A 19,738-nucleotide genomic window follows, 5' to 3' on the forward strand; every position below is an offset into this window, starting at 1 on the left:
TGCCCTCACCCCGGCCCTCTCCCACAGGGAGAGGGAGAACAATTTGTAGGTCGCGTAAGCGCAGCGCCACCCGACACAATTCCTAGCACAATTCTAACTGCAAATTATTATCTTTAATCACCTGCATCACGCCCGCTGGCGGCATCGCGTCGGTGTAGACCGCATCCACAATGCTGATGCTGCCCATGTTCACCATCGCGTTACGGCCAAACTTCGAATGGTCCACCACCAGCATCACGTGGCGTGAATTTTCAATAATCGCGCGCTTGGTGCGCACCTCGTGGTAATCAAACTCCAGCAGCGAGCCGTCGCTGTCGATACCGCTGATCCCCAGAATGCCGAAGTCGAGGCGGAACTGAGAGATAAAGTCGAGCGTCGCTTCACCGATAATGCCCCCGTCGCGGCTGCGCAGTTCACCACCGGCGAGGATGATCCGGAAATCGTCTTTCTGCATCAGAGTGTTGGCGACGTTCAGGTTGTTAGTGACCACGCGCAGGTTCTCGTGATCCAGCAGCGCGTGAGCAACCGCTTCCGGCGTGGTGCCGATGTCAATAAACAGCGTCGCCCCGTTTGGGATTTGGCTCGCCACTTTACGGGCTATGCGTTCTTTTTCCGCCGTCTGCGTGGCTTTACGGTCATGCCAGGAGGTGTTGACCGAGCTGGACGGCAGCGCCGCCCCGCCGTGGTGGCGCAAAATACGGTTCTGATCGGCCAGATCGTTCAGGTCACGACGGATCGTTTGCGGGCTGACGGCAAACTGCTCGACGAGCTCTTCGGTGCTGACGTATCCCTGTTTTTTGACCAGTTCGATAATGGCGTCATGACGTTGTGTTTGTTTCATCAATTATCCCTGAGAATTATGTTCGTTTTCGCGCATGGAGCGTGTCGGCAAGCGCCATTGCCAGCCCGACCGCCAGGCCAGTGACGTGCGCACCATTGGCGATAGACATACCAAACAGATCAAACCATCCGGCAATTAGCCATATTAACGCAAAGGCTATTAATCCGCGTTGTAAATAGATGCCGCTTTCCGGGTCGCGCTCTCCGCGAAGCCAGACATAGCCCATCAGGGCGTAGACGACGCCCGACAGACCACCGAACCACGGGCCGCTGAATTTATGCTGCACGTAGCCGCTCAACAGGGCGCTAATCACGGTGATTACGATCAGCTTACCGCTGCCGAGTCGCTTCTCGACAATCCCGCCGAGATACCACCACCACAGCAGGTTGAAGAGAATATGCATCACTGAGAAGTGCATCAGCGCATGAGTGAAGTAGCGCCAGACGTCAAACTCCAGAGAGGGGTCATACGGCCACGCCAGGGCGATCATCACGCTCTGGTCGCCCACCACGTTCATGATAATGAAGACGATAATACAGGCGGCCATCAGCAGCAGCGTAAACGGCCCTGCGCGCTCGCGAATCGTGGCAAGAAAAGGAAAACGACTGTAATGCAATCCGCTGCCCGTCTGGCCGGATTGCCAGCTTGCCGCCAGATAGCGCGGGTCGCCAGGATTCTCAAGAAAACGCGCCAGCTCCTCGTTTACCCGCCCGGCCTGGCTCTCATCGGCCAGCCAGACATCGGTCTGCGTATGTTGCTGAATGGTCAGAATAACGCCCTGCGTTGCCATATAGTCGACAAACGCCTGGGCGACGCGCGGATTGGTAAAAGAGGTGATCATCAACATGGGCAGCGGTCGCTTATTTCCACACAAAAGGGAACAGTATAGCGGGATTAGCGCTCAAAGGCGTATTCCACTTCTGCCGGGAAATGACGATGCCAGGCATCGAAGCCGCCGTCGACGCTGTACACCGCGTCGTAGCCCTGCTGAAGCAGATACTGCGCCGCGCCTTTGCTGCTGTTGCCGTGGTAACACATCACCATCACCGGCGTATCGAAGTCGTTATCGCGCATAAACGCGCCCAGCGTGTCGTTGGTGAGATGGAACGCGCCCGGCGTATGGCCCATCGCAAAACTCTGCGGATCGCGGATATCCACCAGCACCGCCGTTCCCTGGTGCATCTTCTGATGGGCTTCTTCTACGTTAATACATTCAAACTGATCCATGGTGTTCTCATCTTATATTCGGGTGTGGTGCGGTTTTCCCCCTCACCCTACCCTCTCCCGGAGGGAGAGGGAAACGGATCCCCCTCTCCCCGTGGGAGAGGGCTGGGGTGAGGGCATCAGACCGCACTATTTTACCCCGTAGTGTACGTCCTGGCGGCGGGTAAACGCCATTATGTTATCCATATCACTCTAAATTGTTTTTTTGATGTTACCAAAAGCGCGTTCCTTTGCTATTATGAGCGATATCGAACATTTTTGAGCTTTAACGAAAGTGCATGAGGGTGTTATGGAAACCAAAGATCTGATTGTGATAGGCGGTGGCATCAACGGTGCCGGTATTGCGGTCGATGCCGCAGGACGCGGTTTATCCGTGCTGATGCTGGAAGCTAACGATCTCGCCTGCGCGACGTCGTCCGCCAGCTCCAAGCTGATCCACGGTGGCCTGCGCTACCTGGAACACTACGAATTCCGCCTGGTCAGTGAAGCGCTGGCCGAACGTGAAGTGCTGCTAAAAATGGCGCCGCATCTGGCGATCCCGATGCGTTTCCGTCTGCCCCATCGCCCGCACCTGCGTCCGGCGTGGATGATCCGAATTGGTCTGTTTATGTACGATCATCTGGGTAAACGCACCAGCCTGCCGGGTTCGAACGGTTTGCGTTTTGGCTCAGAATCGGTCCTGAAGCCTGAAATCGTGCGCGGTTTCGAATATTCCGACTGCTGGGTGGACGATGCACGTCTCGTGCTGGCGAATGCGCAGATGGTGGAGAAGAAAGGTGGCGAGGTGAAAACCCGTACCCGCGCTACCGCCGCGCGCCGTGAAAACGGCCTGTGGATCGTCGAAGCAGAAGACATTGATACCGGCGAGAAATTCAGCTGGAAAGCGCGCGGTCTGGTGAACGCCACCGGTCCGTGGGTGAAGCAGTTCTTCGACGACGGCATGCATCTGCCTTCGCCGTACGGCATCCGCCTGATCAAGGGCAGCCATATTGTGGTGCCGCGCGTACACACGCAAAAACAAGCGTACATTCTACAGAACGAAGATAAGCGCATCGTGTTTGTGATCCCGTGGATGGACGAATTCTCGATCATCGGCACCACCGACGTGGAGTACAAAGGCGATCCGAAAAACGTTGAGATCGACGAGAGCGAAGTGAACTACCTCCTTAAAGTGTATAACGCACACTTTAAGAAACAGCTGTCCCGCGATGACGTGGTATGGACTTACTCCGGCGTGCGTCCTCTGTGCGATGACGAGTCTGACTCACCGCAGGCCATCACCCGCGACTATACGCTCGATATTCACGACGTAGACGGCCAGGCGCCGCTGCTGTCGGTGTTTGGCGGCAAGCTCACCACCTACCGCAAGCTGGCGGAGCACGCGCTGGAAAAACTGGCTCCGTACTATAAGGGCATTGGCCCGGCATGGACCAAAGGGGCGGTATTGCCCGGCGGTGATATCGGCGACAACCGCGACGATTATGCCGCGAAGCTGCGCCGTCGCTTCCCGTTCATTACCGAAGGCATGGCGCGCCACTACGCACGCACCTACGGCAGCAATACCGAGCTGTTCCTCGGTGATGCGAAGGACATTGCGGATCTGGGCGAGCATTTCGGTCACGAGCTGTACGAAGCCGAGCTGCGTTACCTGGTCGAGCACGAGTGGGTTCGCCGCCTGGACGACGCCATCTGGCGCCGTACCAAAGAAGGGATGTGGCTGAATGCCGAACAGCAGTCGCGTGTGGCGCAGTGGCTGCAGCAGCATGCGGGAAAGCGTGAGCTGTCGTTAGCGTCTTGATGTAAAAAAGCCCGGTGGCGCTACGCTTACCGGGCCTACGGGATCGAGTAGGCCGGGTAAGGCGAAGCCGCCACCCGGCTATGTTTTTACAGCCTCACCGGATCAATATGCCAGATCGTCTCGGCATACTCCTTAATGGTCCTGTCGGACGAGAAATACCCCATATTGGCGATGTTATGCATCGCAGCACTGGTCCACTTCTCCTGCTGACGGTACAGTTCGTCCACCTTATCCTGACAGTCCACGTAGCTGCGATAATCCGCCAGCACCTGGTAGTGATCGCCAAAGTTAATCAGCGAATCCACCAGATCGCGATAGCGGCCCGGCTCGTCCGGGCTGAATACACCGGTCGCGATCTGCGTCAGTACCTGACGTAACTCTTCATCTTTTTCATAGAACTCACGCGGCGAGTAGCCTTTTCTGCGCAGCGCCTCCACTTCTTCCGTGGTGTTCCCGAAGATAAAGATGTTCTCAGCCCCTACGTGCTCCAGCATCTCAACGTTCGCCCCGTCCAGGGTGCCAATGGTCAGCGCACCGTTGAGGGCAAACTTCATGTTACTGGTCCCGGAGGCTTCCGTACCCGCCGTCGAAATCTGCTCAGAGAGATCCGCCGCCGGGATGATCAGCTGCGCCAGGCTTACGCTGTAGTTCGGGATGAACACCACCTTCAGCTTGTCGCCAATATCCGGATCCAGGTTGACGACCTTCGCCACATCGTTGATGAGATGGATAATGTGCTTCGCCATGTAATAGGCGGAAGCGGCTTTACCGGCGAAGATTTTCACGCGCGGCACCCACTCGGCCGTCGGGTCGGCCTTAATCCGGTTGTAGTGGGTAATCACATGCAGCACGTTCATCAGCTGACGCTTGTACTCGTGAATACGTTTGATCTGCACGTCAAACAACGCTTTCGGGTTGGCGACCACGTTCAGATGCAGCGCAAGGTAAACCGACAAACGCTTTTTGTTCAGCAGCTTGGCTTCGCGCACGGCTTTGTTCACCGTCGGGAAATCAATATGCTGTTCCAGCTCGCTCAGCTGGCTCAGGTCGGTGCGCCAGGTGCGGCCAATGTTCTGATCCAGCACGTCAGAAAGCGGCTGGTTCGCCAGCGCCAGCCAGCGACGCGGCGTGACGCCGTTGGTCACGTTGCAGAAACGCGTCGGGAAGATCTTCGCGAAATCCGCAAACAGCGACTGCACCATCAGGTTTGAGTGGAGCTCAGACACGCCGTTTACCTTGTGGCTGATCACTACCGCCAGCCAGGCCATGCGTACGCGACGACCGTTGGATTCATCAATGATCGACGCCCGGCTCAGCAGGCCGGTATCGTTCGGGTACTGCTCCTGCAGCGTCTTGAGGAAGTAGTCGTTAATCTCGAAGATAATCTGCAGATGGCGCGGCAGGATTTTGCCGAGCATATCCACCGGCCAGGTTTCCAGCGCTTCGCTCATCAGCGTGTGGTTGGTGTACGAGAACACCTGGCAGGTCACTTCGAATGCCTCATCCCAGCTGAACTTATGCTCGTCGATAAGCAAGCGCATCAGCTCTGGAATAGAGAGCACCGGGTGCGTGTCGTTGAGGTGAATCGCGGTTTTCTCCGCCAGATTGGCGTAGGTTTTGTGCAGCTGGTGATGGCGGCTGAGAATATCCTGAATCGTCGCCGAGACGAGGAAATACTCCTGGCGCAGGCGCAGCTCGCGGCCGGAGTAGGTTGAGTCATCGGGATAGAGCACTCGGGACACGTTTTCAGAGTGGTTTTTATCTTCCACCGCGGCGAAATAGTCACCCTGATTAAATTTACCGAGGTTAATCTCGCTACTGGCCTGGGCGCTCCACAGGCGCAGCGTGTTGGTGGCATCGGTGTCATACCCGGGGATGATCTGGTCGTAGGCCACGGCCAGGATCTCTTCGGTCTCCACCCAGCGGGATTTTTTACCTTCCTGCTGAATACGCCCGCCAAAGCGCACCTTGTAGCGGGTATTGTGACGCTTGAACTCCCACGGGTTGCCATACTCCAGCCAGTAGTCCGGCGACTCTTTCTGACGCCCGTCGACGATGTTCTGCTTGAACATGCCGTAGTCGTAGCGAATGCCGTACCCGCGTCCCGGCAGCGCCAGGGTCGCCAGCGAGTCGAGGAAGCAGGCGGCAAGACGCCCCAGGCCGCCGTTGCCGAGGCCTGGGTCGTTCTCTTCGTCAATCAGCTCTTCTAAATCCAGCCCCATCTCTTCGAGGGCGGTTTTAACGTCGTCGTAAATGCCGAGCGACAGCAGCGCGTTGGAGAGCGTGCGGCCAATCAAAAATTCCATCGACAGGTAGTAAACCTGACGCGTTTCCTGCGAGAGCTGGGCGCGGTTTGATCGCAGCCAGCGTTCAACTAAACGGTCGCGCACCGCAAACAGAGTGGCGTTCAGCCACTCGTGTTTGTTGGCGATGACCGGATCTTTCCCGATGGTGAACATCAGCTTATAGGCGATGGAGTGCTTTAACGCCTCAACGCTGAGCGTGGGTGAAGAGTAGCTAAATGGAGCATTCATATCAGTAACTTCGCCTCGTTACATCAAGCGTTGATAAAGATCGCGGTACGACTGCGCCGCAACGTGCCAGCTAAAGTCCATGGACATCGCCTGACGTTGTACGTAACGCCACAGCGACGGACGGGACCACAAGACGAAAGCACGCCGAATCGCCCGAAGCAGCGACCAGGCATTACTGTCTTCAAAAACAAACCCGCTGGCGATACCGTCCGCCAGATTTTCCAGTGAGCTATCAGACACCGTATCCGCCAGCCCGCCCGTGCGGCGTACCAGCGGCAGGGTGCCGTATTTCAGGCCATAGAGCTGCGTCAGGCCGCAGGGCTCGAAGCGGCTTGGCACCAGAATGACGTCTGCGCCGCCCATAATGCGGTGCGAAAATGCCTCGTGGTAACCAATCTGCACGCCCACCTGCCCCGGGTGTTCCGCTGCCGCCGCGAGGAAACCTTCCTGCAGCACCGGGTCGCCTGCGCCGAGCAGCGCCAGCTGTCCGCCCTGCTCGAGCAAGCCGGGCAGCGCCTCCAGCACCAGGTCCAGCCCTTTCTGGCTGGTCAGGCGGCTCACCACCGCGAAGAGCGGCACTTTGTCGTTGACCTTCAGCCCCATTGCAATCTGCAGCTGGCGTTTGTTTTCCGCTTTGTCTTCCACGGAATCGCGACCATAGCGTGCCGCCAGCAAGAGATCGGTTTCCGGACTCCAGATCTGTTCATCCACGCCGTTCAGAATGCCCGACAGGCGGCCTTCCCGATGGCGCTGTTGCAGTAGCCCTTCCATGCCGTAGCCAAACTCCGGCTGGGTGATTTCTCGCGCATAGGTTGGGCTGACCGCCGTGATGTGATCGGCGTAGTACAGCCCCGCCTTCAGGAACGAAATCTGCCCCTTAAACTCCAGCCCGTGCATGTTATAGAACGACCATGGCAGATCGATGTCATTCATATGATGCGCGTAGTACATCCCCTGATAGGCGAGGTTATGCACCGTAAAGACCGATTTTGCCGGGTGACCGCGCGCGGCGAGATACGCCGGAGCCAGCCCGGCATGCCAGTCGTGCGCGTGCACCACATCCGGACGCCAGAAAGGATCCAGCCCCGTCGCCATTTCTGCACCGACCCAGCCGAGCAGCGCAAAGCGCAGCACGTTGTCGGTATAGGCGAACAGGTTCGTATCGTGATACGGGCTGCCCGGTCGGTCGTATAAGTGTGGCGCGTCGATCAGGTAAATCCCTACGCCATTGTAATGTCCAAACAGCAGGGTGATGCGTCCGGCAAACGTCTCACGGCGGGTCACAACCTTTGCATCAGGAATGCCGCGCCGGATATCCGGGAAGGCAGGCAGCAGGACTCGGGTATCCACGCCTCCGGCGATTTGTGCCGCCGGTAATGCACCAAGAACATCCGCCAGACCGCCCGTTTTTAACAACGGGAACATCTCAGAACATACGTGTAAAACCTGCATCATCGCTCCTGTTTGATCTGCAGCTTCCGCAACATTTCCCGTGTGACTAACACGATCCCCTCTTCCGAACGGTAGAAACGACGCGCGTCTTCTTCCGCGTTTTCACCGATGACCATCCCCTCAGGGATGACGCAGGCGCGGTCGATCACGCAACGACGCAGACGACACGAACGCCCTACCCAGACATCCGGCAATAAGACCGCCGAATCGATATTACAGAATGAATTTATCCGCACGCGCGGGAACAGCACGGACTGCACCACCACCGAACCGGAGATAATGCACCCGCCAGAGACCAGCGAGTTCAGCGTCATACCGTGGCTGCCGGAGCGGTCCTGCACGAATTTGGCCGGCGGCAAGGATTCCATGTGGGTACGAATCGGCCAGTTCTGGTCGTACATATCCAGCTCAGGCGTGACTGAGGCCAGATCGAGGTTCGCTTTCCAGTACGCTTCCAGCGTGCCCACATCGCGCCAGTAAGGCTCGGCATTCGGGTCTGACTGCACGCAGGACAGCGGGAAAGGATGTGCATACGCCATGCCAGCTTTGGTGATTTTCGGGATGATGTCTTTACCGAAGTCGTGGCTGGAGTTTTCGTCTTTGTCGTCGTCTTCCAGCAGCTCATAAAGATAATCTGCATCAAAGACATAGATCCCCATGCTGGCGAGGGATTTGGTGTCATCGCCCGGCATGGTTGGCGGGTTCGCCGGTTTTTCGACGAAGTCGATGATTTTATCGTCGGCGTCCACGTGCATCACGCCAAACGCCGTCGCCTCGGCAACGGGCACCGGCAGACACGCCACGGTGCAGCGCGCCCCTTTTTCGACGTGGTCGATGAGCATGTGGGAGTAATCTTGCTTGTAGATGTGATCCCCGGCGAGGATCACAATGTATTCCGCGTTATAGCGACGAATGATGTCGAGGTTCTGCGTCACCGCATCCGCCGTCCCGCGATACCAGTTCTCGCCGTGAACACGTTGCTGAGCAGGAAGGAGATCGACAAACTCGTTCATCTCTTCACTGAAGAATGACCAGCCGCGCTGAATATGCTGAACCAGCGTGTGCGACTGATACTGCGTAATGACGCCAATACGGCGAATGCCTGAGTTCAGGCAGTTGGAGAGCGCAAAGTCGATGATGCGGAACTTACCACCAAAGTGAACGGCCGGCTTGGCGCGCTTGATGGTCAAATCTTTCAGACGGGTACCACGCCCGCCCGCAAGTATCAGGGCAACCGTTTTTAATGGTAGCTGGCGTGCCAACATTAAGGGATCGTTCTTCTCTAATCTAACCATGACTAACTCCTTTTTTATCATCTTTGGAATACGCACACTCCGTGCGCAGGCCCGTGCCAGACAGCCATTACTACCGGATTATCCGCTCCGGCAAAGGGGGGAACAGCGCGCCATTCCCCGTCAGGTAAAACAATCTCTGCGACGTCATCCGTCGCGTTCAGCGTCACCAGCCACTTATCCGACAGCAGGATTTGCAGACAGGTGATGCCGTGTTGCCACTCTTGCGCACTCAACGGTTGCGCGTCTTTATTCAGCCAGCGAACGTTGCCGTCGCACTCTTCCCACCAGCGATCGGCGGTGAGCGCGGGGATCTGCTGGCGAAGGTGGATCAGCGCTGCGGTGAAATGGGTCAGTCCACTGTTCGCCTCACCCCAGTCGAGCCAGGTCAGGGTATTGTCCTGGCAATAGGCGTTATTGTTGCCGTGCTGACTGTGGCCGTGCTCATCGCCCGCCAGCAGCATCGGCGTGCCCTGCGATAACAAAAGCGTCGTCAGCAGCGCATGAACGCTGGCGCGACGCCGCTCAATCACGTCCAGGCTCCCGCCTAATCCTTCTATACCATGATTAAAGCTATGGTTATTGTTAGTGCCATCGCGATTCTCTTCGCCGTTCGCTTCATTGTGTTTCTGATTGAAACAAACGCAGTCGCGCAGCGTAAAACCGTCGTGCGCCGTCACCAGATTAATGGTGGCCGACGGCCGTTTGCCGTCGCGCCTGAAGAGATCGCTGGAGGCGGCAAAGCGCCCGGCGAACTCCCCCAGTGACAGATCGCGCGCCAGCCAGAAGCGGCGCATGGCATCGCGATAATGGTCGTTCCACTCGGCAAACAGCGGCGGGAAATTCCCCACCTGATAGCCACCCTCACCGATGTCCCACGGCTCGGCGATCAGTTTCACCTGCGAGAGCATCGGGCAATTTTTGATGGCCTCAAACAGAGGAGCCTGCTGGCTGAATGCCGGCGTGCGCCCCATGACGGGCGCCAGGTCGAAACGAAAACCGTCGACGTGGAACGTCTCAACCCAGTATTTCAGGCATTCATAAGCAAAATGCGTGACCGCTGGATGGCTGAGGTTGAGGGTGTTACCGCAGCCGGTCCAGTTCTCGTAATCGCCATCCTCTCTGATCCAATAATAGCTACGGTTATCAATTCCGCGCATGGAGAGCGTCGGGCCGTCGAGATCGCTTTCAGCGCTGTGGTTCAGCACCACGTCCAGAATGACCTCAATGCCCGCCGCGTGCAGCGCCTTCACCGCATCACGAAACTCGTCCCGCGCCGTCTCCGGATGGGCGGCGTAGCGGGGTTCAAGGGCAAACATCGCCAGCGGGTTGTAGCCCCAGTAGTTGCTCAGCCCCAGCCGCTGCAGACGGGGTTCATTGGCGAAATGGGCGACGGGGAGCAGTTCCAGCGCGGTGATACCGAGGTGTTTCAGATAGGCAATCATCGTCGGATGGCCGAGTGCCTGATAGGTGCCGCGCATCGCGTTGGGTATCGACGGGTGCAGCCAGGTCAGCCCTTTGACATGCGCTTCATAAATCACGGTGTTGCCCCACGGCGTGCGCGGCGGAGCATCGTCTTCCCAGTCGTAGAGGTCGTTCACCACCACGCTTTTGGGCACGACCGGCGCGCTGTCGCGGTGGTCGGGCTCACCGTAGCCGACGTGAAACAGCGGGTCGTCTTTAAACTCGCCATCGACGCGGTGCGCGCACGGGTCAATCAACAGCTTCGCCGGGTTAAACCAGTGCCCCTGAGCCGGTTGCCACGGACCGTGTACGCGAAAACCGTAATGCATCCCCGGACGCCCGCCGGACAGGTACCCGTGCCAGATATCCCCTGTGCGAGACGGTAAATCGTAACGGTGCTCGTTACCTTCCCCGTCAAACACACAAAGTTCCACCCGCTCCGCGTGAGCGGAAAAGAGCGAGAAGTTCACGCCCTTACCGTCAAAACGCGCGCCGAGCGGTTCGGGATGACCTGCCGTAAGCTGCGTCATTCACCCTCCCGCATCAGCCAGATAGTGCCAAGCGGCGGCAGCGTCAGGCTCAGGGAGTTTGGCCGCCCGTGGCTTTCGATGGCGTCGCTCTGTACCAGCCCGCCGTTACCGGCGTTGCTGCCGTGGTAGTGCATGGAATCGGTATTCAGAATTTCGCGCCATTTCCCCGGCTGGTTAATGCCAAAGCGGTAGTGTTCGCGCGGTACCGGCGTGAAGTTACTGGCGACGATGATTTCGTTGCCGGCTTTATCACGACGCACAAAGACAAATACCGAACGCTCATGGTCGTCCACTACCAGCCACTCGAAGCCGTAGGGGTCGAAATCCAGCTCGTGGAGGGCTTTGTGATGGCGATAGGTCAGGTTCAGGTCACGCACCAGACGCTGCACGCCGTGGTGCCAGTTGTCGCCGCCTTCCAGCAAATGCCAGTCGAGACTGGAGTCGTGGTTCCACTCGCGCCCCTGGGCAAATTCATTGCCCATAAACAGCAGTTTTTTACCCGGGAAGGCAAACATCCAGCCGTAGTAGGCGCGCAGGTTGGCAAACTTCTGCCACGCATCGCCCGGCATACGGTCGAGAATGGATTTTTTGCCGTGCACCACTTCATCGTGCGACAGCGGCAGCATGAAGTTTTCGGTGTAGTTATAGAGCAAGCCGAAGGTGAGCTTGTCGTGATGGTACTGACGGTACACCGGGTCGAGCTTCATGTAGTCGAGCGTGTCGTGCATCCAGCCCAGGTTCCACTTATACCAGAACCCCAGACCGCCTGATGACGGGGGTCGGGAGACGCCTGCAAAGTCCGTCGACTCCTCCGCCATGGTAACCGCACCCTCGACCTGCTCACCGATAATACGGTTAGTGCTGCGCAGGAATTCAATCGCTTCCAGGTTTTCGCGGCCGCCATACTCGTTCGGGATCCACTCGCCCTCTTTGCGGCTGTAGTCGCGGTAGATCATTGACGCCACCGCATCCACGCGCAGGGCATCAATGCCGAAGCGCTCAATCCAGTACAGGGCATTACCGACCAGATAGTTCGCGACTTCACGACGACCATAGTTGTAGATCAGCGTGTTCCAGTCCTGGTGATAGCCTTCGCGCGGGTCGCTGTGCTCGTACAGTTTTGTGCCGTCAAACTCTGCCAGCGCAAAGTCATCAGAAGGGAAATGACCAGGCACCCAGTCGAGGATCACGTTCAGCCCGGCGGCGTGCGCGGCATTAATGAAATAGCGGAAGTCATCGCGCGTGCCGAAGCGGCGTGTTGGGGCATACAGCCCGGTTGGCTGGTAGCCCCAGCTGCCGTCGAACGGATGCTCGTTAACCGGCAGCAGTTCGAGGTGGGTAAAGCCCATCCATTTAGCGTACGGCACCAGCTGGTCGGCGAGTTCCCGGTAGCTCAGCCAGAAGTTGTTATCGGTGTGGCGGCGCCAGGAGCCGAGATGCACTTCATAGACGGAGATCGGCGCATCAAAGCGGTTGGCCTGTTTACGCTCTTCCGTCTGGACCACCTTCTCCGGCAGGCCGCAAATCAGCGACGCCGTGTCCGGACGCATCTGCGCCTCGAAAGCATACGGGTCGGCTTTAATGCGCAGCTTGCCGTGAGCATCGATCATTTCGAATTTGTAGAGCTGGCCGTTATGCGCCCCCGGGATAAACAGCTCCCAGATGCCCGTCTCCCGGCGCAGACGCATCGGATGGCGACGACCGTCCCAGTAGTTGAACTGCCCGACAACGGAGACGCGCTGGGCGTTAGGCGCCCACACCGCAAAACGCGTGCCGGTGATGCCGTCCATGGTATCCGCATGAGCACCCAGCGTTTCATAAGGGCGCAGATGCGTACCTTCAGACAGCAGCCAGGCGTCCATCTCTTTTAAGAGCGGACCGAAGCTGTAAGGATCATCAATCAGGTTTTGCTGGCCGTGCCAGATAACGGCGAGTTGATAACGAAAGGGGTTTTTACGACGGGGCATGATGCCCGAGAAGAAGCCACGCGAGTCGAGGCATTCAAGATTGGCCACCTTGCGGCCGGTTTTGGGCTCAATGACCCACACTTCGGTCGCATCCGGTAACAACGCCCGAACTTCCAGCCCGGCCTCTGTACGGTGCATCCCCAGCACGGAAAAGGGGTCGGCAAAATGACCCGCAATAAGCGCATTAATCACGTCTCTATCCACACGATCGGACATGGTATTCATCCTGTTTTTTATGTCGTCCTTTTTTAGCGCCTGGGACGACTTTAATGTGACCTGACGGGTATCCACTCAGTCCCGTCCTAACCTCAGGTAAGAAATGACTCTTCCTTAAAGCATAGCCAACGCTCTACATGACTCCTGATAAAAAATAAGACATACGCGTGTTACTCCATGTAGTACGCAAAAAAAGGGGGTGAAAATCACCCCCGGTCATTAACAAATTATTACGCCAGCTGGCGTAGCATGCGGCGCAGCGGTTCGGCGGCGCCCCACAGGAGCTGGTCACCGACGGTGAACGCGGAGAGGTACTCCGGCCCCATGTTCAGCTTACGCAGACGGCCAACCGGCGTGGTCAGCGTGCCGGTGACGGCAGCCGGGGTCAGCTCACGCATGGTGATATCGCGATCGTTTGGTACCACTTTCGCCCACGGGTTGTGCGCGGCCAGCAGCTCTTCCACGGTCGGAATAGACACATCTTTTTTCAGTTTAATGGTGAAGGCCTGGCTGTGGCAGCGCAGTGCGCCGATACGCACGCACAGACCGTCAACCGGAATGGTGTTCGCGGTATTGAGGATTTTGTTGGTCTCAGCCTGACCTTTCCACTCTTCGCGGGTCTGGCCGTTATCCAGCTGTTTGTCGATCCACGGGATCAGGCCACCGGCCAGCGGTACGCCAAAGTTATCCACCGGCAGCGCGCCGCTGCGGGTCAGATCGGTGACTTTACGCTCGATATCGAGGATCGCGGATGCCGGGTTTGCCAGCTCGGTTGCGACGCTGTGGTGCAGCTGGCCCATCTGGGTCAGCAGCTCGCGCATATGACGCGCGCCGCCGCCGGACGCGGCCTGGTAGGTCGCCACGGAAACCCATTCAACCAGATCCTGCGCAAACAGGCCGCCAAGGGACATCAGCATCAGGCTGACGGTGCAGTTACCACCGACAAAGGTTTTCACACCGTTGTTCAGGCCATCGGTGATCACGCCCTGGTTAACCGGGTCGAGAATAATGATGGCATCGTCTTTCATGCGCAGCGAAGAGGCCGCGTCAATCCAGTAGCCCTGCCAGCCGCTTTCACGCAGCTTTGGATAGATTTCGTTGGTATAATCGCCGCCCTGGCAGGTCACAATAATATCAAGTGCCTTCAACGCTTCCAGATCGTAAGCATCCTGCAACGTGCCTGTGGTACCACCAAAGGACGGTGCAGCCTGGCCGAGCTGGGAAGTGGAGAAGAAGACCGGGCGGATAGCGTCGAAATCGCGCTCTTCAACCATGCGTTGCATGAGTACAGAGCCGACCATACCGCGCCAGCCGATGAAACCAACGTTTTTCATAGCATTTTTTTCCTGCTGAGGGTGTGTGCTGATTGTGCAAGCCAGTATTGAACTGGGATATGCTTCACATTACAAAATGCTGCCAAAGTCGCAAGCGAAATTAATCGATGATTGCCCGGCAATCAGAAATACAGCTAATTATCATAATAACCATAGAGATGTTCAGGGATAATTTACATGAGTGAAATCATTTCCGCAGCGGTTTTATTGATCCTGATAATGGATCCACTGGGCAACCTGCCTATCTTCATGTCGGTGCTGAAGCACACTGAGCCGAAGCGCCGCCGGGCGATCATGATCCGCGAGCTGCTCATCGCCCTGCTGGTGATGTTTATCTTCCTGTTTGCGGGAGAAAAGATCCTCGCCTTCCTGAACCTGCGCGCAGAAACGGTCTCCATTTCCGGCGGGATTATTCTGTTCCTGATTGCCATTAAGATGATTTTCCCGAGCGCCGAAGGGAGCAGCAGCGGCCTGCCCGCGGGCGAAGAGCCGTTTATCGTACCGCTGGCGATTCCCCTCGTCGCCGGGCCGACCATTCTGGCCACCCTGATGCTGCTGTCACATCAGTATCCGAATCAAATGAGCCACCTGGTGATTGCCCTGCTTATCGCCTGGGGCGGGACATTTATCATCCTGCTGCAATCGTCGCTGTTCTTGCGCCTGCTGGGGGAGAAAGGGGTTAACGCGCTGGAGCGCCTGATGGGGCTGATTCTGGTGATGATGGCGACGCAGATGTTCCTGGACGGGATCCGCGCGTGGATGAAAGGCTAGGTAAAAGCAAAATGGCCACGCAGTGGCCATTTTTAGTGTTTGCCCCCTCTCCCCGTGGGAGAGGCCGGGGTGAGGGCATCAGACCGCAGCGGCGGACCACCTACCCCTTACGAATCAAATACCGGTACGGCAGCGCTTCTGTCTGCTGCGCCACAAGCTCATGCTCCATAAAGGTACAAAACCCGGGAATATCGCGGGTCGTGGCCGGGTCGTCTGCAATAATCAGCAGCGTTTCACCGGGCTGCATGTTACGCACGGTCTTGCGTACCATCATTACCGGCTCCGGGCAGCGAAGGCCCTGAGCATCAAGGGTATGGTCTGGGCTGGAAAACAGGTCGGTCATGGTCTTCTCGGTCTGGTAAAAACGGCTGTAGTTTACGCCCGGTGGCGGACAATGCAAACCAGGTTAACGATTGCGCAAAAATCAACCATTGCAATGTCCAGCCAAAGCAGTATCATGCTGCGGTTTTTATTGGGTTCCCTCACCCCAACGTATAAAAAGGTCACAATATGACGCAGTTCTCTGAATCACAGCGCGTTAAAGCGTTGTTCTGGCTTTCGCTTTTTCATTTACTGGTGATCACGTCCAGTAACTATCTGGTGCAGCTCCCCATCTCCATCTTTGGTTTTCATACCACCTGGGGCGCGTTCAGTTTTCCGTTTATTTTCCTCGCCACGGATTTGACCGTGCGTATTTTTGGCGCACCGCTGGCCCGCCGCATTATTTTTGCGGTCATGCTTCCGGCGCTGTTCATCTCATACGTGGTGTCGTCCCTGTTTTATATGGGAAGCTGGCAGGGCGTTGAGGCGCTGACGCACTTCAACCTGTTTGTCGCCCGTATCGCCGCGGCAAGCTTTATGGCCTACGCGCTGGGGCAGATCCTTGACGTGCACGTGTTTAACCGTCTGCGCCAGAACCATCGCTGGTGGATGGCGCCTACCGCCTCCACGCTATTCGGTAACGTGAGCGATACGCTGGCCTTCTTCTTCATCGCTTTCTGGCGCAGCCCGGATGCCTTTATGGCCGAGCACTGGATGGAAATTGCGCTGGTGGACTACTGCTTCAAGGTCCTCATCAGCATTGTCTTCTTCCTGCCAATGTACGGCGTGCTGCTGAATATGCTGCTGAAAAGGCTGGCAGATAAATCTGAAATCACGGCATTGCAGGCTGGTTAAGGGTTCGCTTTATCAGTTGTGATAAGATGGACGAATGAGCCGTTATGGCCGTTTATCGAAAGGAAGAAGTCAATGCGCAATCTGGTTAAATATGTCGGGATTGGCCTGCTGGTTGTGGGTCTTGCAGCCTGTGATAACAGCGACACGAAAACGCCTGCTCAGGGCGCATCCGCAGAGAGCAACGCGACCGGCCAGCCGGTGAATCTGATGGATGGCAAACTCAGTTTCTCTCTGCCAGCCGATATGACTGACCAGAGCGGCAAGCTGGGTACCCAGGCGAACAACATGCACGTTTACTCCGACGCAACCGGTCAGAAAGCGGTCATTGTGATTGTGGGCGACGACACCAGCGAAGACCTGGCCGTCCTGTCTAAACGTCTGGAAGATCAGCAGCGCGGCCGCGATCCGCAGCTGCAGGTGGTGACCAATAAATCCATCGAGCTGAAAGGCCACACGCTGCAACAGCTGGACAGCATCATCTCTGCCAAAGGCCAGACCGCTTACTCTTCTGTGGTGCTGGGCAAGGTGGATAACAAACTGCTGACCCTGCAGATCACCCTGCCAGCGGAAGATCAGCAGAAAGCGCAGACGGCGGCTGAAAACATCATTAACACCATCGTGATCCAGTAACCTTCACGATGATGACGTGGCCTCCGGTGCTTGCACCGGGGGCCATTTTTTTAGCCGCCACGTCAGTAACAAGGCAATTATCACCAGACCCGCTGCGGCAAGATAAATCACCGGTACCCCTGCCCAGGCCATCACCAGCCCCGCCAGCGGCCCGGTAATGCCTAACGACATATCCATAAATACCGTATAGGTCGCCAGCGCCGCGCCCTGGTTCTGCTGCGGCACCGCTTTCACCGCCACCACGCCCAGCGCCGGGAAGACCAGCGAGAAACCGGCCCCCGCAAGGAAGACACCCATTTTCGCCATCCAGGGTGCACTGGCGATACCGGTCAACAGCAGCCCGACTATCTCGACCGCAAAGCAGATCATCGCCACATTCAGCCCACCCAGACGGTTGATGCCGTTCGGGAAAAGCAGGCGCGCGCCAACAAACGCCACGCTAAAGAGGGTTAACGCAAAGGCCGCGCCCTCCCAGCCTTTGGCGTCATAGAACAGGGTAATGAAGGTCGCAATGACGCCGAAGCCGGTCGTCGCCAGGGCCAGTGCCATACCGTACGGCCATACGCGGCCCAGCACAGCCCGAAACGGCAGTGGCTTGCCCTTGCTGGCCTTTACTTTCGGGCGCGGCAGGGCAAACAGAATCGCCAGAAGCGCGACCACCATAATGGTGATGGCGAGTCCATAGAGCCCGCCAAAGGCATAACAGGCCACGCCGAGCGGTGCACCGAGCGCCATCGCGCCGTAGGTAACAATTCCGTTCCAGGAGATCACCCGGCCAATGTGTGATGCGCCGACAACGCCCACGCCCCACAGCGTGGAGCCGGTTCCCGCCAGACTTTGCCCAATACCGAGGATGACGCGGCCCAGGCAGAGGAGCGTCAGACTGACCAGCGGCCAGGCGCTGGTTGTGGCCGCCAGCAGGTAGCTCAGGCCACTGAGGAAACAGCCGCACAACCCCACCACGACGATGCTTTTTGGTCCGAACATGTCCGCGTAGCGCCCGGCATGCGGCCGGCTTAACAGCGTGGCGAAATACTGCAGGCTAATCACCAGCCCCGCCCAGAATGCGCTAAACCCCATTACGTCGTGGACATAGCCCGGCAAGACCGCCAGCGGCAGACCAATGGTCAGATAACTGGCAAAGTTGAAAATGACGACGGAAACAATACGCAGATTGAGGCGCAATCCGCTCAGCGCCGGTTCAGCGGCAGGTTCGGGCATGGAGTTAGACCTGAATTTTTTGCAACAGTGTTTCACTATTACCACGACGCCATCAGAAAATCAGCCCCGACTTTCAGATTATCGGTGCCAGACGAAGCGGAAGCCAGGCACTACACTTAATGCGTCATCTTACTAAGGAACGCGCATGATCTCCCCCCAGCCCGATAAAGCAGGACTCCACATTTTATTAAAACTCGCCTGTCTGGTGGTTATCCTTGCGGGTATTCATGCTGCCGCTGACATTATCGTCCAGCTTCTGCTGGCACTCTTTTTTGCCATTGTTCTCAATCCGCTGGTGACCTGGTTTTTACGCCGGGGCGTTAGCCGCCCGGTGGCCATCACTATTGTGGTGATTGTAATGCTGATTGGCCTGACGGCACTCTTCGGCGTACTGGCCGCATCGCTGAGCGAATTCTCCACCATGCTGCCGCAGTACAATAAAGAGCTGACGCGCAAAATCATCGCCCTGCAGGAGATGATGCCCTTTCTTAATCTGCATATCTCGCCAGAACGGATGCTGCGCAGGATGGATTCAGAGAAAGTTATGACCTACGCCACCACGCTGATGACCGGTCTTTCCGGCGCGATGGCCAGCATTTTGCTGCTGGTCATGACGGTGGTGTTCATGCTGTTCGAAGTCCGTCATGTGCCCTACAAGCTGCGTTTTGCATTAAATAACCCGCAAATCCATATTGCCGGTTTACACCGCGCGCTGAAGGGCGTGTCCAAATATCTGGCGCTGAAAACGCTGTTGAGCGTATGGACCGGGATCATTGTCTGGCTGGGGCTGATGCTGATGGGCGTCCAGTTCGCCCTGATGTGGGGGGTGCTGGCATTTCTGCTGAACTACGTTCCCAACATTGGCGCCGTGCTCTCCGCCGTGCCGCCGATGATTCAGGCGTTTCTGTTTAATGGATTTTATGAATGTATGCTGGTCGGCGCGCTGTTCCTCGTCGTGCATATGGTGCTGGGGAATATTCTCGAGCCGCGCATGATGGGGCACCGGCTGGGCATGTCGACGCTGGTGGTATTTTTATCCTTACTGATTTGGGGATGGCTGCTGGGCCCGGTTGGGATGCTGCTGTCGGTTCCGCTGACCAGCGTATGTAAAATCTGGATGGAGACCACCAAAGGGGGCAGCAAGCTGGCGATCCTGCTGGGGCCGGGACGACCCAAAAGCCGGTTGCCGGGCTAAGCCGCTGGTCGGGTTAGCCATTATCGGGGACAATAGATTATAGTAATGGTTTCGCCGCGCAACTTTGCGACTCTCTGTTTGACTGAAGGCCAG

Annotated in this window: 16 protein-coding genes; 5 read left to right on the plus strand and 11 right to left on the minus strand. The window is 57.3% G+C overall.

Translation table 11 applies throughout. The features are described from left to right. Positions 1 to 82: 82 nt before the first annotated feature. The 3 genes from ACOTYN_RS11500 to glpE are packed head-to-tail and all read right to left on the minus strand — an operon-like array spanning position 83 to position 2,068. Positions 83 to 841 carry a DeoR/GlpR family transcriptional regulator gene (locus ACOTYN_RS11500; protein ID WP_014885550.1) on the minus strand — a complete coding sequence of 253 codons (759 nt, stop codon included), beginning with the start codon at positions 839 to 841 and terminating at the stop codon, positions 83 to 85. A gap of 16 nt (positions 842 to 857) precedes the next feature. Next, complete coding sequence (gene glpG, locus ACOTYN_RS11505; protein ID WP_014885551.1) at positions 858 to 1,688, minus strand: rhomboid family intramembrane serine protease GlpG; 831 nt, start codon at positions 1,686 to 1,688, stop codon at positions 858 to 860. 47 nt (positions 1,689 to 1,735) lie between these two features. After that, positions 1,736 to 2,068 carry a thiosulfate sulfurtransferase GlpE gene (gene glpE, locus ACOTYN_RS11510; protein WP_014885552.1) on the minus strand — a complete coding sequence of 111 codons (333 nt, stop codon included), beginning with the start codon at positions 2,066 to 2,068 and terminating at the stop codon, positions 1,736 to 1,738. 286 nt (positions 2,069 to 2,354) lie between these two features. Here glpE and glpD point away from each other — a divergent pair, with 286 nt between their 5' ends. Beyond that, positions 2,355 to 3,863: a glycerol-3-phosphate dehydrogenase gene (gene glpD / locus ACOTYN_RS11515; RefSeq protein WP_014885553.1), complete on the plus strand. Its 1,509-nt coding sequence runs from the start codon at positions 2,355 to 2,357 to the stop codon at positions 3,861 to 3,863. 86 nt (positions 3,864 to 3,949) lie between these two features. Here the strand turns inward: glpD and glgP are convergent, their stop codons facing one another. The 6 genes from glgP to asd all read right to left on the minus strand — a co-directional run bounded on the left by glgP (position 3,950) and on the right by asd (position 14,652). Next, a complete protein-coding gene (gene glgP / locus ACOTYN_RS11520; protein WP_014885554.1) occupies positions 3,950 to 6,397 on the minus strand; it encodes a glycogen phosphorylase in 2,448 nt (815 codons plus the stop codon). An 18-nt stretch (positions 6,398 to 6,415) separates the two neighbouring features. Continuing rightward, positions 6,416 to 7,849: a glycogen synthase GlgA gene (gene glgA / locus ACOTYN_RS11525; protein WP_023331499.1), complete on the minus strand. Its 1,434-nt coding sequence runs from the start codon at positions 7,847 to 7,849 to the stop codon at positions 6,416 to 6,418. Beyond that, positions 7,849 to 9,144: a glucose-1-phosphate adenylyltransferase gene (gene glgC, locus ACOTYN_RS11530; protein WP_023337914.1), complete on the minus strand. Its 1,296-nt coding sequence runs from the start codon at positions 9,142 to 9,144 to the stop codon at positions 7,849 to 7,851. The genes glgA and glgC overlap by 1 nt, the downstream gene beginning before the upstream one ends. Before the next feature lie 17 nt (positions 9,145 to 9,161). After that, positions 9,162 to 11,135 carry a glycogen debranching protein GlgX gene (gene glgX, locus ACOTYN_RS11535; RefSeq protein WP_071922817.1) on the minus strand — a complete coding sequence of 658 codons (1,974 nt, stop codon included), beginning with the start codon at positions 11,133 to 11,135 and terminating at the stop codon, positions 9,162 to 9,164. Then, positions 11,132 to 13,318, minus strand: coding sequence for a 1,4-alpha-glucan branching enzyme (gene glgB, locus ACOTYN_RS11540; protein ID WP_014885558.1), 2,187 nt, complete (start codon positions 13,316 to 13,318; stop codon positions 11,132 to 11,134). Before glgB ends, glgX begins: the two co-directional genes overlap by 4 nt. A gap of 230 nt (positions 13,319 to 13,548) precedes the next feature. Further along, positions 13,549 to 14,652 (minus strand): aspartate-semialdehyde dehydrogenase, encoded by a 1,104-nt coding sequence (gene asd, locus ACOTYN_RS11545; protein WP_023331502.1) that lies wholly within the window; start codon positions 14,650 to 14,652, stop codon positions 13,549 to 13,551. A gap of 177 nt (positions 14,653 to 14,829) precedes the next feature. Between asd and yhgN the strand changes: the two genes are divergently transcribed. Next, the gene (yhgN, locus tag ACOTYN_RS11550; protein ID WP_003861574.1) at positions 14,830 to 15,423 is read left to right on the plus strand and encodes an NAAT family transporter YhgN; all 594 of its coding nucleotides are present in this window, start codon (positions 14,830 to 14,832) and stop codon (positions 15,421 to 15,423) included. A 100-nt stretch (positions 15,424 to 15,523) separates the two neighbouring features. On the opposite strand, the gene tusA is transcribed toward yhgN, so the two are convergent. After that, positions 15,524 to 15,766: a sulfurtransferase TusA gene (gene tusA / locus ACOTYN_RS11555; protein ID WP_014885560.1), complete on the minus strand. Its 243-nt coding sequence runs from the start codon at positions 15,764 to 15,766 to the stop codon at positions 15,524 to 15,526. Between the two features lie 167 nt (positions 15,767 to 15,933). Here tusA and ACOTYN_RS11560 point away from each other — a divergent pair, with 167 nt between their 5' ends. Further along, positions 15,934 to 16,599 carry a 7-cyano-7-deazaguanine/7-aminomethyl-7-deazaguanine transporter gene (locus ACOTYN_RS11560; protein ID WP_014885561.1) on the plus strand — a complete coding sequence of 222 codons (666 nt, stop codon included), beginning with the start codon at positions 15,934 to 15,936 and terminating at the stop codon, positions 16,597 to 16,599. Between the two features lie 72 nt (positions 16,600 to 16,671). Then, positions 16,672 to 17,229: a DcrB family lipoprotein gene (locus tag ACOTYN_RS11565; protein ID WP_023309515.1), complete on the plus strand. Its 558-nt coding sequence runs from the start codon at positions 16,672 to 16,674 to the stop codon at positions 17,227 to 17,229. 3 nt (positions 17,230 to 17,232) lie between these two features. Here ACOTYN_RS11565 and ACOTYN_RS11570 read toward each other — a convergent pair whose 3' ends face one another. After that, positions 17,233 to 18,450, minus strand: a complete 1,218-nt coding sequence (locus tag ACOTYN_RS11570; protein ID WP_045135451.1) for an MFS transporter — start codon at positions 18,448 to 18,450, stop codon at positions 17,233 to 17,235. Positions 18,451 to 18,595: 145 nt separating this feature from the next. Between ACOTYN_RS11570 and ACOTYN_RS11575 the strand changes: the two genes are divergently transcribed. Next, positions 18,596 to 19,645 (plus strand): AI-2E family transporter, encoded by a 1,050-nt coding sequence (locus ACOTYN_RS11575; protein WP_014885564.1) that lies wholly within the window; start codon positions 18,596 to 18,598, stop codon positions 19,643 to 19,645. Positions 19,646 to 19,738: the final 93 nt, after the last annotated feature.

Source organism: Enterobacter cloacae complex sp. IR5458, from assembly GCF_049238025.1.
Taxonomy (GTDB): domain Bacteria; phylum Pseudomonadota; class Gammaproteobacteria; order Enterobacterales; family Enterobacteriaceae; genus Enterobacter; species Enterobacter kobei.